This window comes from Bradyrhizobium sp. 41S5 (assembly GCF_011516665.3).
GTDB classification, from domain to species: Bacteria; Pseudomonadota; Alphaproteobacteria; order Rhizobiales; family Xanthobacteraceae; genus Bradyrhizobium; species Bradyrhizobium quebecense.
Genome location: NZ_CP083721.1, coordinates 5,435,715 through 5,450,974, shown reverse-complemented (window position 1 = coordinate 5,450,974; position 15,260 = coordinate 5,435,715). Strand labels below are relative to the sequence as shown.

General features: G+C 60.0%; 7 protein-coding genes and 1 pseudogene. 5 read left to right on the top strand and 3 right to left on the bottom strand.

The window, feature by feature from the left end; genetic code table 11:
• Positions 1-500: 500 nt before the first annotated feature.
• From HAP47_RS26545 to asnB, 3 genes are all read left to right on the top strand, one after another.
• Positions 501-3,251: a type I secretion system permease/ATPase gene (locus HAP47_RS26545; RefSeq protein ID WP_173642080.1), complete on the top strand. Its 2,751-nt coding sequence runs from the start codon at positions 501-503 to the stop codon at positions 3,249-3,251.
• Entirely contained in the window at positions 3,238-4,662 is a 1,425-nt protein-coding gene (locus HAP47_RS26540) for an HlyD family type I secretion periplasmic adaptor subunit (protein ID WP_173642081.1), read from the top strand. The genes HAP47_RS26545 and HAP47_RS26540 overlap by 14 nt, the downstream gene beginning before the upstream one ends.
• Positions 4,663-5,161: 499 nt before the next feature.
• Positions 5,162-6,838 carry an asparagine synthase B gene (gene asnB / locus HAP47_RS26535; protein ID WP_210285352.1) on the top strand — a complete coding sequence of 559 codons (1,677 nt, stop codon included), beginning with the start codon at positions 5,162-5,164 and terminating at the stop codon, positions 6,836-6,838.
• A 215-nt stretch (positions 6,839-7,053) separates the two neighbouring features.
• Here the strand turns inward: asnB and HAP47_RS26530 are convergent, their stop codons facing one another.
• The 3 genes and pseudogenes from HAP47_RS26530 to HAP47_RS26520 all read right to left on the bottom strand — a co-directional run bounded on the left by HAP47_RS26530 (position 7,054) and on the right by HAP47_RS26520 (position 10,281).
• Positions 7,054-8,214, bottom strand: coding sequence for a GNAT family N-acetyltransferase (locus tag HAP47_RS26530; protein ID WP_231168398.1), 1,161 nt, complete (start codon positions 8,212-8,214; stop codon positions 7,054-7,056).
• 524 nt (positions 8,215-8,738) lie between these two features.
• Positions 8,739-9,176, bottom strand: coding sequence for a hypothetical protein (locus HAP47_RS26525; RefSeq protein WP_173642082.1), 438 nt, complete (start codon positions 9,174-9,176; stop codon positions 8,739-8,741).
• Positions 9,177-9,565: 389 nt separating this feature from the next.
• A pseudogene (locus HAP47_RS26520) lies at positions 9,566-10,281 on the bottom strand (IS5 family transposase).
• A gap of 887 nt (positions 10,282-11,168) precedes the next feature.
• Here HAP47_RS26520 and HAP47_RS26515 point away from each other — a divergent pair.
• Positions 11,169-11,423: a PilZ domain-containing protein gene (locus HAP47_RS26515; RefSeq protein WP_173642083.1), complete on the top strand. Its 255-nt coding sequence runs from the start codon at positions 11,169-11,171 to the stop codon at positions 11,421-11,423.
• A 1,772-nt stretch (positions 11,424-13,195) separates the two neighbouring features.
• Positions 13,196-14,431, top strand: a complete 1,236-nt coding sequence (locus tag HAP47_RS26510; RefSeq protein ID WP_173642084.1) for a heparin lyase I family protein — start codon at positions 13,196-13,198, stop codon at positions 14,429-14,431.
• The last annotated feature ends 829 nt before the right edge of the window (positions 14,432-15,260 follow it).

The following is a 15,260-nucleotide window of genomic DNA, read 5'->3' as shown; positions in this document are numbered from 1 at the left end:
GTACTGCCGCACCCGGGCACCTTGCGCCCGGGTGCGGCACCGTTAGCCCTTTTTGGATGCCGGGCGGCAAAAGTGGTCGGTCAGCGGCCCGCGAGGGGGAGGTTGAAAAACCAATCCGTAACAGAGGATTGCCGGCTGCCGCCGTTTGACGGACAATCGCCGTAAGGACTCCGATTCGATGCTTCGTTGTGAGCGTAACGCCTGAGTTTAGGTCAGTTTTCGGGCACAACTTGCGTGTGCATAAATCCACAATTCGAAAGTTTTTTCGCCATTTTTGCTCGTTAACCAACCTGCTCAGCCTGTCGGGGGGGCAATTTCAAATATCCCGTCGTGCTGAAATCTCCTCGCGGTTCGAGGCCTTAACACTCTGATGATTGCTTGCGCCGTTTTGGCTGCGAGCACGCGTATGTCGCCTATCCTCGGATAGGCGTCATTGGAATTCCACGTGCATGCAAAGGACCACAAACGCAGGCGGTAGCCGCGAAGGGTAGAGTAACGAAATGGCGATCCAGAACGGAAATGCCCACGCAACTCCAGATCTAGGGTTTCGAGCGCTGGCTCTGTTCCTGCGCCTTCATGGCGTGAACACCGAACCCGATCAGCTTCGCGATCGCTGCGGAGATGATGGGATAGGCATCCGCGGAATGCTTCGTTGCGCGCGCGAATTCGGGGTCAAAGTGCGCGCGACGACAATGGATTGGCCGCGGCTGGCGGGCATCCAGCTGCCCGGAATCGCGTCGCTGCGTGACGGCGGATTCTTGCTTCTGGGAAAAATCGAGGACCAGGTGGCGCTTGTGCTGCACCCGACCTCGTCACATCCGCGGCGGATGACGCGCGCCGAATTTGAAGCGATCTGGGATGGCGGCTTGATCTCGCCCGGCTCACAGAGCCTTGCACATCGCGGACTTCATGCGGTTGCCGACATCCGGGCTCGAGGAGTTGATCTGGGCGCCGGCCTGATGCGCCACGCCGGTGGTCTCCTGATGTTTATCCGCGACGGCTTGGCAAAAGCCCGCGACACCTTGTTAACGAAGGCGCCCGACATCCTGAGGCAGCGGCGTTTTTCCGCTTCCGATGATGTTACGGACGAGGCTGCGGATATCGGGTCCCCGGCTGCGAGCGCCGCTCCCGACGACGTCGACGAATCCGGGCTCATTGCGCTTGCGATCTTGCTGCGTTGCCATGGAATTGCTGCCGACCCCGCCCAAATCCACCACCGGGTGGGCGCGGCGCGCCTCGGCGTTACTGAAATCCTGCGCTGTGCAAAGGAATTCGGGCTCAAGGCAAGGGTGCAGAGGACCAGCTGGGACAGGCTTGCAGTCACGCCATTGCCGGGAATTGCACTGCTGCGCGACGGCAGCTTCCTGATTCTCGGCAAGCTCATCGACGGCAAGCTTCTCGTTCAGCGCCCGCTGTCTCCGCGCCCCGAAACACTTACCCAGGCCCAGCTTGAGGCCATCTGGGATGGTGGCCTCATTCTAATGGCCCGGCGCGCCAGCCTGACCGATCTCGCGCGACGCTTCGATATCGCCTGGTTCGTCGGCGCCATGCAAAAGTATCGCCGCCTGCTGAGCGAGGTGCTGGCGGCCTCGTTCTTTCTCCAGATCTTCGCCGTCGTCTCACCGTTGTTCTTCCAGGTGGTCATCGACAAGGTGCTCGTGCATCGAAGCATGAGCACACTCGACGTTCTGGTCATCGGCCTTGTCGTGCTGACTGTGTTCGAAGCCATTCTCGAGACGCTGCGCGTCTATCTGTTCGCGCATACGACAAACCGTATCGATGTCGAGCTCGGTGCCAGGCTGTTTCGCCATCTCATGGCTCTGCCGATCGCCTATTTCCAGACACGCCGCGTCGGGGATTCGGTGGCACGCGTCCGGGAGCTGGAGAACATCCGCCAGTTCCTGACGAGTTCGGCGCTCACCCTGGTCATCGACCTTCTTTTCACGGTCGTCTTCCTTGTGGTGATGTTCTACTACTCGACGACGTTGACCTGGATCGTGCTCGCGTCCTTCCCATTCTACATCGGCATATCGGCGGGAGCCGCGCCGCTATTCCGCGCGCGCCTCGATGAGAAGTTCAATCGCGGCTCCGAGAATCAAGCCTTCCTGGTCGAGAGCGTCACCGGCGTCGAGACCTTGAAGGCCATGGCGGTCGAGCCGCAGATGCAGCGCCGCTGGGAGGAACAGCTCGCTGGCTATGTCGCCGCCAGCTTCCGCGTGCTCAGCCTGAACAACACGGCGAGCCAGGCAGTACAGATGATCAACAAGCTGGTCATCGCCGCGACCCTTTACTTCGGCGCGCGGCTGGTCATTGGTGGGGAGCTGACCGTCGGCGAACTCGTCGCGTTCAACATGCTGGCGGCGCGCGTCAGCACGCCGGTGCTGCGGCTTGCACAGGTCTGGCAGGACTTCCACCAGGCCCGTCTGTCGATCGACCGTCTCGGCGACATCCTGAACACCATTCCGGAGCCGAGCTTCACTCCGTCCCGCGCGGCTTTGCCGCCCATCCGCGGCCAGGTGAGGTTCGAACACGCGACTTTCCGCTATCGCATCGACGGCCCTGAGGTGCTGCACGACGTGTCGTTCAGCATCGAGCCGGGCCAGGTCATCGGCATCGTCGGCTCGTCGGGGTCGGGCAAGAGCACTGTCACCAAGCTGATCCAGCGTCTCTATGTTCCGGAGAGCGGACGCGTGCTGGTCGATGGCGTCGACCTCGCAATGGTCGACCTGAGCTGGCTACGGCGCCAGATCGGCGTCGTGTTGCAGGAAAACGTGCTGTTCAACTGCACGATCCGGGACAACATCGCACTGACCGATCCGACCATGTCGATGGAACGTGTCATCGAAGCGGCAATGCTGGCCGGCGCGCACGACTTCATCCTGGAACTGCCCGAAGGTTACGACACCATCGTGGGCGAACGCGGCAGCAGCCTGTCTGGCGGACAACGCCAGCGTATCGCAATCGCGCGCGCGCTGATCACCGACCCGCGCATCCTGATTTTCGACGAGGCGACCAGCGCGCTGGACTACGAAAGTGAGCGCGCGATCCAGCAGAACATGAGGCGGATTTCCGCCGGTCGGACCGTGATCGTTATCGCTCACCGGTTATCGACCGTACGTAATGCCGACCGGATCATCACGCTCGAGCATGGCCGCATCGTCGAGGACGGCAGCCATGATGAGCTGATCCAGACCAACGGCCGTTACGCCAATCTTCATTACCTGCAGGCCGGTATCCATGACGTCCGCTAGCCGCAACATCGTCCCGTTTCCGAAACGCGAACTCCGGCGCCGGGAGCACGAGCTTGCATTTCTGCCGGCGGCGCTCGAAATCGCCGAATCGCCGCCGTCACCGATCGGGCGTGCGATCGGAGCGAGCATCATCGCGATGTTCTGCATCGCGCTGCTGTGGGCGACGCTCGGCAGCGTCGATATCGTCGCCACCGCGACCGGCAAGATCGTGCCCGGCGGCCGTACCAAGCTGATCCAGCCGTTCGAGACGGGTGTCGTCCGTGCCATCCGGGTCCGTGACGGCCAGAGCGTGAAGGCCGGGGACGTTTTGATCGAGCTCGACCCGACGATGACAGATGCCGATCAGGAGCGCCAGAAGAGCGATCTGCTTGCGGCCGAACTCGACGCAGCGAGATTACGGGCGGCACTCGCAGCCGATCCGCTCGCCGCGTTCCGTGCTCCGCCGAACGCAAGCGCCGCCGAGATCGAGATGCATCGCCAGTTCCTGATTAGCGAGCGCGCCGAGCAAAATGCCAAGCTTTCCGAAATCGAGCGGCAGCAGGGGCAGAAGGAGGCGGAACGAGAGACGACATCGGCGAGCGTCGCCAAGCTGGAAGCGACCATTCCCGTGCTGCAGGAGAGGGTCGATATCCGCAAGGGCCTCGTCGAAAAGGCTCTGGCTTCCAAGGTCGTTTATCTAACCGAGTATCAGGAGCTGGTCGCCATGCAGCAGGATCTTGTGCTGCAGAAGAGCCGACTGCGCGAAGCCGATGCGGCGATCGCGTTACTCAAGGAAACAAAGGAAAAGGCTTCCGCTGAGTATCGCCGTGCGACCTATGACGCTCTTGCGAAGGCCGAGCAGAAGGCTGCGAGCGCGGCGCAGGAGGTGATCAAGGCGGATCGGCGCACGAAGCTCCAGCGCCTGACGGCGCCAGTCGACGGGGTCGTGCAGCAACTCGCCGTCCATACGGTGGGCGGCGTGGTGACCCCGGCTCAGGCGCTCGCAGTGGTGGTTCCGAGCGAGAGCCAACTTGAGATCGAGGCCATGCTCTCCAACCGCGATATCGGATTTGTCCATCCGGGGCAGGCGGCGGAGATTAAGGTCGATACCTTCAACTTCACGCGCTACGGACTGCTTCACGGCGACGTGCTCAGCGTATCGACGGATGCCATTACGCGCGACCGGACGCAGGGGTCGAATGACCATCCGTCGGGCGCCACGTCGAGCAGCAGCGAGCCGAAGGGTCAGGAGCTGGAATATGCCGCGCGCGTGTCGCTCGACCGGACGCACATGCAAGTGGAGGACAAGCTCGTCAAGCTCGGCCCGGGCATGGCAGTGACGGTCGAGATCAAGACGGGTACGCGCAGGATCATCAGCTACCTGCTTTCGCCGCTGGCGAGATATAGGCACGAAGCGTTGCGGGAACGGTAGGAAGCCGCCTTTCTCGGGCGGGTCCTTGTGCCGCCGGACTGTACCGGGCGCCACGCAGGCCCAATGCGGATGGTCGGAAAGGCCCGGATCGCCAGTGATGCGATCCGGGGCGGCGCATCGCCGCACAGCGGCCCAGCGACCAGGCATGCTCGTCTGCGGGCAATCGAGGCGGGGCCTCAGCCACCATCCCGTAGGTCACTGGATCTGTTCGGATACCCCTGACACATGGACACGGCGTAGGTATCCGCCGCTAACAATCTCTGCGCTACGCCGGGGCCACTCGCTCCACCGGGACGTTCGTCGGCATCGTCCGCCGTATGCCCGATCTCGCCGCTCTGAGGGGCGCAACACGACGCCTGCCTCCAGGCTGCCTCTCAACGCATTTTGGTTACTTCGGATGGTGCGCTGTTCGGCCAGCGAATTCAATGCCACTCTTGGGCATTTCAGTTCAAGGCTAGCGCTGATTGTAGTGAGATAGATCAGCCGGCATGCGGAAGGGTTGATCACCTTGTGCGGCTTCGTTGGCATATTCGAGTTTACAGAGTCGTTTGAATCGGCGCGCAGCCGGGCACTGGAGATGGCAAAGACGGTTAGGCACCGTGGCCCGGACTGGAGTGGCATTTATTCCAGCGAACGCGCGATGCTCGCGCACGAACGCCTTTCCATTGTCGACGTAGAGCACGGCGCCCAGCCCCTTCTCGACCTCACCGCGGGTCGGGCGCTGGCTGTGAACGGAGAGATCTACAATCATGTCGCCTTGCGCGACGCACTGAAGCTGCCGCACGCCTGGAAAACGAAATCGGACTGCGAGATCATCCTGTATCTCTACGACGAGTACGGACCGGATTTGTGCAAAATGCTGAGTGGCATTTTTGCGTTTGCCCTCTTCGACGAACGTACCGGTGATTTCCTCGTCGCCCGAGACCACATCGGCATCGTGCCGCTTTATATTGGATGGAGCGGCGACGGCGTAACTTATGTCGCCAGCGAAATGAAAGCTCTCGACGGGGTGTGCGAGACGATTCAGGAGTTTCCGCCGGGACACTACTATAGCGGCAAAACCCACGAATTTGTCCGGTGGTATGATCCAGAGTGGGCGCATGCATTTCCAACGAAAAAGGTGTCGTTGCACGAACTCCGGACTTCACTCGAAGCCGCTGTCAAACAGCAAATGATGTGCGACGTACCTTACGGGGTACTTATTTCTGGTGGGCTGGACTCTTCCCTCATCGCGGCCCTCGCGGCACGGCACCGCTTCAAGCGGATCGAGTCTGGAGAGACCGAGGAGGCCTGGTGGCCAAGACTACACTCCTTCTCCGTGGGTTTGGAAAACTCACCCGACATGAAGTATGCGCGAAAGGTGGCGGCTCACATCGGCACGGTCCATCATGAAGTTGTTTTCACGGTGCAGGAGGGGTTGGACGCGTTGCCCGATGTCATCCGGCACTTGGAAACCTTCGATGTCACCACCATCCGTGCTGGCACGCCGATGTATCTCATGGCGCGTAAGATCAAGGCAATGGGCATCAAGATGGTGCTGTCTGGAGAAGGCGCTGACGAGGTCTTCGGTGGCTATCTCTACTTCCATATGGCTCCATCGGCAGAAGAATTCCATGAGGAGACTGTTCGAAAGCTCTTTGCGCTGAGCAGGTACGATTGCTGTCGCGCGAACAAGGCGACAGCTGCCTGGGGCGTCGAAGCCCGTGTGCCCTTCCTGGATAAGGAGTTCCTGGATTACGCGATGTCGATAGACCCGGCCGAAAAAATGTGCCCCGGCGCGAAGATCGAAAAGGGCATATTGCGGGAAGCTTTTACCGACCTGTTGCCGCAGGAGATCTTGTGGCGTCAGAAAGAACAGTTTTCGGACGGAGTGGGGTACGGCTGGATTGAGTGCTTGAGGAATCATGCCGAGGGTAAAGTCTCGGATCAGATGTTCGCTGAGGCGGGTAAGCGCTTTCCGAAGCAAACGCCGACTTCGAAAGAAGGCTACTTCTATAGAACCATCTTTGACGGCATTTTCAAGAATCCGACGGCCTGCCTAACTGTTCCCGTCGGTCCCTCGATCGCGTGTTCCACCCCGACCGCGTTTCTCTGGTCCCAGCAATTTGCGAGTATGGATGATCCGTCCGGAAGGGCAGTGAAGGGCGTACACATCCAGGCCATTGACAACATGTGAGCAGTCGGCATCTCCGGTCGCGAAGACGCCGCCCGGACCATCAGGCTGCTGCGGACCAGGTTGAGGGATCGCGGCCTCCACGACAGCGTGGGTCCGAACTCGGCGGCCAGTGCGCCTGCACGAGCCTCTATGGCCGGATCTGGATGCCTGAACCGCGAGCAGACTGCGATTTTTCCATGCGCCTGGCGGTTCGGAAGGCTGCCGCGGCCAATATCTCAATTTGCATTCGCCGCTCCGAAGAGCCGCAGCTTCTTCTTTGGAAAGTTCGTAGCGATCGTTCGCAGCGTCCGTTTCGCATCACGGAGCTTGGCCTCGATGTGGCGTTCGGGACCATCTCTGCCAATTGCGATCCACTTCATCGCATACTCGCTATTTGCAAGATGGGCCTTGTGCCCAGCGCCACCAGCCAGGAAGTCGTAGCCGCTTTCCCCGCGTGAGATGCTGTCCTCAATAGCCAACACGTGGCTCACGAGCCCGGGCTTGATGCGGCCATCGCTCTCGTAAAGAAAGCCGCTTTGGTAGTTCAGGACACGGCCGTCATGCACGAAATTGTACACGACCCCAACCGTCTGATCGCCAACCAGCGTCCGTGAGATGCGGACCGCTCCTGTGGGAACTCCGCGCGCGATCAAGTCCTCGTGGAACGGACGGAAGCCCGGATTGGCGAAAGCGCCTTTGCGCCCCCATCGCGACCGATGAAAGTCGCTCAGCAGATCGAACGCAGCCAGGGCCTCTGCCGTCGTTTCCATGATCCGGAATTCAAGGGGGCCTCGTTCGGCGTACAACCTCATGGCGCGGCTCACGGCCTGGCGGGTACTGCGGCCCAGTGTGGCGCGGTAGTCCTTCTTTTGCTGACGGGTCTTGGCGAAATCAACCCACAAGGCCGTATCAGCCTGTTTCACCTCGCTAACGAGCCCAGCCTTGCCCGCAGCGCGGCAAGCGGCCAACTCGAGGTCCGCATCAATTCCGGAGAGCACCAGCTGATCCGCGCGGCGCAAGCGGGACGTCAAAGCGTCGAGGCCTGCCGGAATAATGGTCTCCGGTTGCTCTGCAAGAATGCTATTGCACTCGATGAACAACCGGTCAAAGAGGGTATTTCCGGATTCATTGAGCAGCCAACGTGCCCGCGCATGCGGCCCAAGTGTCCAGGCTCTCCGCCGGCAGATGATCGCCAACCCGACGATCTTGCCTGACGACCGAGCTACGAGGACGTGCGGTTGCGTGCCATCCGGAATATGCCGTAGCCAAGTGCCGATCCAGAGCCAAGACAAGAAGAACGAGTGATTGGCCCGAGCTTCGAGCTCCTTCCAAGCGGTTTCAAGCCAGGCAATGCTCTCCAAAGCTTCCAGGCTGACATCGGTGACGGCATCGGGCATGCTCATTCTTGTTCAACGCCAGAGGACCGCAAGCGCGCTTTGATGAGAGAACAAGGATCCTGCTGCAATGATCGCGCATAATCCCATGATCGGGCGGCCCTGCTCACACACGAATCCTTCTGGCGGCCACGCCATTGGGCGTCTGTGACCGTCGCCTCGGCCGGCGGATGGCGGTACTATATCTGGAATTCGACCTATGTGCGGACCCTTTCTGGTTACCCACTCCTGCGACTTGTGCCTTCGGCGCGACTGTGCCGAGGGGGCTGTGACCGGCCAGCTTTCGGCTGGCGCCGGCGCTCCGGCCGGGCGTCTGACGGCTTTGACTGTGCCCTCTCATCGTGACCTGCCATAGCGCCGCGCCAGTTTGGCCGGGCCGCGATTGAGCTACGGAGTGCGAACGTTCGGCTTGAACAACAGTCTTGTCCGCCCGTTACGTGCTGCAAGCGGCGGCGCGGCCGGCGCGATACGCTCTGGCAGCTATCGCGCTTCGATCGCGCTATTTCCGCAATTGTGAGATAGAACGACTACGATGGTCGGGATAGAGCTTCGACCGAGGCCAGGAACGCTCCGAGTTGCTCGACCAAATCTGCGGCGATCGACTTGTCGACCATCAGAATTGTGGTGCCCGGTGTTTTGTCGGATGACCAGGCGCCCTGAGCGGAGATCGCAGCATGGTCGGAGCGGACCTTCACAAGCACGCGAACTCTCTCGACGTTGAGACGCTCGCCGACGAGATTGGTCCCTTCCACAGAGCCGCCGGCGGTTTGTCTGCCGACTGCGACAGGCGATATCTCTAGTATCGCTTGGGCCAACCAGATCGCATGCTTGTAGGGAATCGTCCAAATTGCCGAGCCATGATCGGCGTCAACATCAACTATAAATGCCAGTCCGTCATCGGAAGTCTCAATCCCGCAAAAACCCGTGATGGTTTGTCGGTCAAGCGTGCCGTCTCGATTGGTCAACGCGGGCCTCAATTTTGCTTTCGCGATAGTGAGCGTTGCTATTCCGAATTCAACCTGTTTCGAGTGAGCTGATCGCTCCGCAATTGGGCGGGACCGTCGCTCCCTAGGCTGGAGCGGCGGTCCCTTATCGCACGATATGTTTGGCCGGGGTGTCGCTGTCCGCCAATCCGCACGACTGCGGACAAGGTAAATCGGCAAATGCCTGCGGCAAATTGCCATTCTGAACTAGTCCTAACTAACGGATCCAAAAGCACGTCGCCTCTTGGCGCAAAGGTATTAGCGCGCTGCAACAATCGCAGAATCCTGGTGACGAAATTCAAGAGACAGACCTGGCGCCACTGGTCGAGGTTCACCGCTACAACCTCCGAAGCCCTAGGTCGTGTGGACACTTACCGCATCCAAAGGACGATGGCTGCGAGAGTGACGACGGCGCGATAATTTCGGGCGGTCTTTTCGAAGCGGGTTGCGACGCGGCGGAACTGCTTGAGCTTTGAGAAGCAGCATTCGACGAGGTGACGCTGGGCATAGAGGTGCTTGTCCAGCGGGTATTTGAGTGCGCGTGACGGGTTGTTGGGGATGACGGCGAGCGCGCCCTTGGCGGCGATGGCTTGGCGCAAATGATCGGCGTCATAGGCCGTATCGGCCATGACGACCTCGGCAGGTAGTCCCTCGATCAATGCGGCAGCTTGCGGTGCATCGCCCTGCTGGCCTGCGGTCAGCGCGAACCGTACGGGACATCCCAAGCCACGAACGGCCATATGTATCTTGGTGCTCAGCCCCCCGCGCGAGCGGCCGATCGCCTGATCTTCAGACCCCCTTTTTTGGCGCCGGCGGCGTGCTGATGCGCCCGGACGATGGTGGAATCGACGATCAGATATTCGAAGTCCGGATCATCGGACATCGCCTCGAAGATCCGCCACCAGACGCCCTTGATGCTCCATCGACTGAAGCGCCGGAACACGCTGTTCCAATCCCCGAACGCCTCCGGGAGATCACGCCAGGGAGAGCCCGTGCGAACAATCCAAAGTACACCTTCCACGAACATCCGATTGTCGCGCCCAGTGGAGCCCTTCTGGTCGGGGCGACCTATGATCAGCGGCGCCATCCGCTCCCAAGCCGCGTCGCTCAATACCAAACGGTCCATCACACCCAAGACTGCCTCCCCAAAAGCAGTCTTGAATCTGATTTGCGCCTAAAAGGGAATCCTTAGAGTCCACACCACCTAGCCCAGCTCCCCCTGAGCTAGGGCTCGCCGCGTGACGGACGTCGCTGCCTGCTCCACCGTAGGCGCTTTTGACCTTGGCGACGCCCGCGAGGATCCAGTCGTCGCCTGGCCGCGACAATGAAGAGGCCGCCAAGTGAGGCGACCTTACATCCCCGCGCAAATGCAGCTTTCAACCACTCGAGTACGGCGGCTGAAATACGGACCGCGCCCCGGTCGGTGCTGTCCAAGTTAGGCCACTCGCGGGAGCGGATTAGGCCATTGGCGCACCATCATTGGAACAACAATACCCCGTGTAACTCCGACGGGGTGAGTTCAGGCCGCAAGCCTTGCACCCCGGTAACGGCCCCGGTCTATCGCCCAGATCGGGGCTGTTTCTTTTCGGCGGAGCAGCGGCTGGCAGCCCGCCCATCAGAAGCGCAACAGTTTTCTGGCCTTGAAGGGCTAGGTGTTCGGTCTCGAGGTCGACTGGAGGGCATCGATTTTGAATCGGGCCAGTTCTAAGGGTGCGCCACCGGGCGGCGGCTAGTTCGAATTCGTGGCATGTGCACGCTATGGGCGTCGAATTCTCTCCATCGCGGGCAAGAGGTGGCATCTGCAGAAAGAGAGAGCAGGGGCGGGGGGCTGGTCGGCTGCGGCTCCAATTGGCTCACAGCGCAAAGCTGCGTCGCCGGCTTCGAATTGGTCGCGGCGCCTCGATCGTTAGTAGAAGCGCAATCTTTCTCCCGCAGCATCGTTCAAATTTACATTGGTTATTGATCGGCTCGGAAATGATTGCTTTTCCCGACAGGCGAAAGTCTGTGCGTAATCCATCGCTGGATAATGCCTTGATCAGGCTTGGTGACTTGGCGCTGTGCTGTATCGTTGGTGACATCACGGAGAACGGTGCGGCGCTGAAGGTGGATGATCCGCCATCACCTCTTCCCGACCACTTCACGCTTATCGTTCCACCTAGCAAGACTTACTCGTGCAACGTCGTCTGGCGAAGAGGTGTATGGGTTGGCGTCGTGTTCTTTACAGAATGAAACGAGCCAACCACGAGTGCCTGTATTGAAGTCGTGCGGTTTAGCCTGCTTGACACGCAGAAATCCTGAGCAATTCGCGGAGAGCTGACAGCGCCGCTCGCCTCGGCAAAGCAGTCATGCCAAGCCAGAGGCTGAGGTAGGCGCGACCAACGTAGGTTATGAAGCTTCGCCGTAGAGTACCGAGAAACTAAATGAATAAGGCCGCCTAATAAGGCGGCCTTATTCTGTAGTCCTGGGATTATTTTCCGCCACTCAATTGGGCATTAGTCCCGGCGAGGGCAGCCTCCCGTTCAAGTGTGCACTTGTCTCTGCGTATCGGGCGAGCTTTATCAGCGCTTCCTTGGCGGCACAGGGGGCCAGAGCCGCGGCCTCGTTCCGTAGCTCTCTGGCTCGCTCTGCGAGCCGTGCTTCGAGAGTATCCCTCTGAACCACGCGGTGGCGTAATCGTCCCATGCGCTTTCCCTCGACAGATCCTCACCCGGAACTTACGATTCCAAGCTTTAACAGCGCGTAAAAGTTCTCGGGAGGAAGGTGTTCTGAGACGCCAAGACGGCGCCAAGAGGGCGCCAAATGGGACAAATTGCGAATTGCCCTGGCAAAGGGCAGATTTTGCAGAAAGGCCCAGGGGACGAGCGCTGCGCGTCTCCGGACCTTTGACACCAGCTTGGGCAGTGATGTCGGTGCTGGCGCCTTTTCATGCGAGAAGACCGGTCTGGCTCTGCTCTTGCGATGTTCGAGCCATCGCGACCTCGGCGTGTTGTAAGCCGTCCCAGTGTTCGGCCAGCATGTCCTTGTTCTGATGCAGCATAAGCCGGTCGAGATTCTCTCCCCGACGGGCTCCGGTGCTCGAGCGTGCTCTACTACCCGGCGATCCATTCGAGGGGCGGGCGTTGTCGTTTTCATGCCGACTTGAGCGTCACTACCCGGCCGAAGGAGTTCGTTACAAATGGTGTGTCGATCTCGCAACGCCTCAATAGTTTCGTTGGGTATCGGACGTGCTTGGGCTTCACGTCATTGCTAATTCGTCGTCTAATAATGACGGACCTTCGGCGGCGATTTTATTTCCAAGACGTTCATTTGAGATCGGGTCCAGGAGGTCGCTGTCCAGCGCCAGCGGCCTCTTCGTTTTGCTTCATTGAATTGCAAAGGACCGTCCAATGCCGATACAGGTGTGGGCCGTTGCCGCTTCGATCGGCTGGACAGCCGTTGTGGGCACGATGCTGCTGTATATGATTTTCGGCCCCGGCTAGTTCGACGACGCTGCGATGCGTCGCGTTGCTGGTGTACGACCGTCGGCAGGGGGACACTACCGCGACACGATATGTCGCGGCCGACAGATTGTTATTCCAAGGTGATCACAGCGCCGACTTCATTGACGTTATCTACGCAACTACCGCGACATGGCAGTGTGTGGATCCCGCTCTTGAGCTTGCTTCAGCGCTGGCACCGGCCACCGCGGGAAATGCTCGGGCCTCTCGGTTATCCGCGGAATTTTAGCCTAACGGCAGGCATGAGCCGCGCTTCTCATTGTCGCCATGCTAGCTCACTTTTTTTGCCATACTCCCTAATTAACTACCAACTCAGCAGTTGGGGATGGGCGATTCGCACTGCATTGGAATGTGCACGCAGTTGATCCTGTGATGCATTGAAATCCGCTCGTGGCGCAAGGCGTTGCGAGCGCGTGGTATGTCGCGCGCCTTCGCGATGCGCGGCCGTAAATTCCCTTGTAAGCGTCAAAAGAGAAGCATCTCTGCGACCCACGGAGGCCTGAATTGGATACGACCGGGACAATTGCATCGTTTTCTTCCACACCGATGACGAGGTTTTCGATCGGTGGCGACGTCTACGGAGTGCAGGATGCGAGCACGAGCTACAGCCTGACCAATCCTGACCCACAAACTCTGCGCTTCCAAGTCCAGCAGGGTGATCATGCCTGGTACGATAGCTCATCTGTCGACCGCTCCGAGGTTTCAGCCGCGGTCAACATTCCCGGCGGCACGCCGCTCAACTTGAACTATCAGTTCATGCTGGAGGCAAATGGCCCCAATGGGTCATTCACGAATACGGCAGATGGCTGGTTCATCGTCGGACAGATGCACAATGATGATAACGCGAGCGGAGTGGGCACCTCGCCGCCGTTTGCGATCCAGCTTGTCGGCGATCATCTGCAGGTCGTCGCCAGATATGTCCAGCCGGGCCAGGATCCGAGCAACGGGGCCGGCAATGTGCAGATGCTCACACTCTGGACTGACCCCAATCCGATCCAGACGGGTGTGTACAACAACATTCAAATACAGGCCGACGTTTCGAACACCGGTGGCGGGTATTTGAAGGTCTCGATCAACGGGACACAGGTCGTGAATTACAGCGGTCCCTTAGGCTACGGGGTCGGCACCAATTGGGAATACGGGATCTATCGGTCGACGGCGCCCGAGACTGTTGCGGTCGATTACCGAAACATGACGCTGTTGACGGGATCGTCGGCGACTGTCACGTCGCCATCAACTCCGACACAGCCAACCACACCGACCACGACCACCACGCCAACTACGGTCACCAGCCCGACCACCATTGTCGCGCCGGCTGTAGCGCAGGACACCGCTTCGCCTGCGGCCGCGATAGCCGCCCCGGCGGCAGCTGCTGCAACGGCCGACCCGGGTGTCCTGGCCGCCATGGGAATGGCGCCGACATCCGGTTGGTCGACGCCAGCGGCCGGCGCAACCACTGCAAGCGTGCCAAGCCCGGATTTTTCGCGTTTCGGATTTGACACCGGTACGCTGGCAACCGGCGCGCCGCAGACGACCGGTTGGTGGGGAGATCAAGGCACAGCCGCCAGTGGTTGGGGAGATCAAGGCGCGGCCGCCACGTCTCAGGCAAGCAGCAGCTTTGCGCTGCTGAACCAGTATCTGGCGGGTGGCTCCGGTGGGGCCAATGGCGGTATGATCGCTGTAGCCATGAGCGGCACTGCTTGGACACAGAACTCGTTTCTGACCAAGCCTCAGAGCTGAGAGACTACCGGCCCGCTCGCGGTTCGTCTGCGCCGGGCCGGTTCTCCTACGTGGCACCTCAGGCAAACCGGTCGCTCTTCGCCTAGCGGGTTCGCATGTGAGACCCGTTCTCGCGGTATTCGAGCCGCCCGTGTGGTTTCCGCTCTTCTCCTTGCTTTCGCTCTACGAGCCACCAAGTCGATCGCGGATATTCTGTTCACTCGCAATGCCACAAAGGTAGCTGCGCCTGAACCGGTGGTCGTGCCGGCACGAGCAGTCCCTGAAGCGTTCTTCAGTTCTTCGCGAGGCGAAACAGCAAGGCCCTGAGGCGATACTGAAGCAAAACATTTGCCGGCGATCCGCAGCAAGTGAAGCGCGTTTCCCAGCCGTCAGCCTCGTTGTTTGGTGTCCTTCATATTCGATTACCAAAATGAGTACCGCATATTAGGTCAGCAAAACTTCCTGAAAGCAGTCAAACCTCGCTTTGACCTGGAGCATCCCTGGAGAGGACTGTGGATCGGCTGACTATAATCTCGCTTGCGATCGTAATCGCGGGGCTTCTGAGCGGCGGCGTCTATTCTGTGTCGAGTTCAGGCCTCAGCACTGCAATAGTCATCAATCGCTTCACCGGCGCAGCGTGGTCGTGCAGCGTCACTTGCGAACTCATCGAAACCCGCCGGAATTCAAAATGACGCGTTTTGGCCTCGACGCGCGCATGATCGGCCGCGCTAGGCACGCCGGACTGATTTCACTTATGCGGAGAGCTTGCACGTCATCGTAGGTCGAGGCGCGGATCAGGGCTGGGCCCAGCGTCTCGACAGATCTGGCCTAAATCACGAGGCGGGTTATG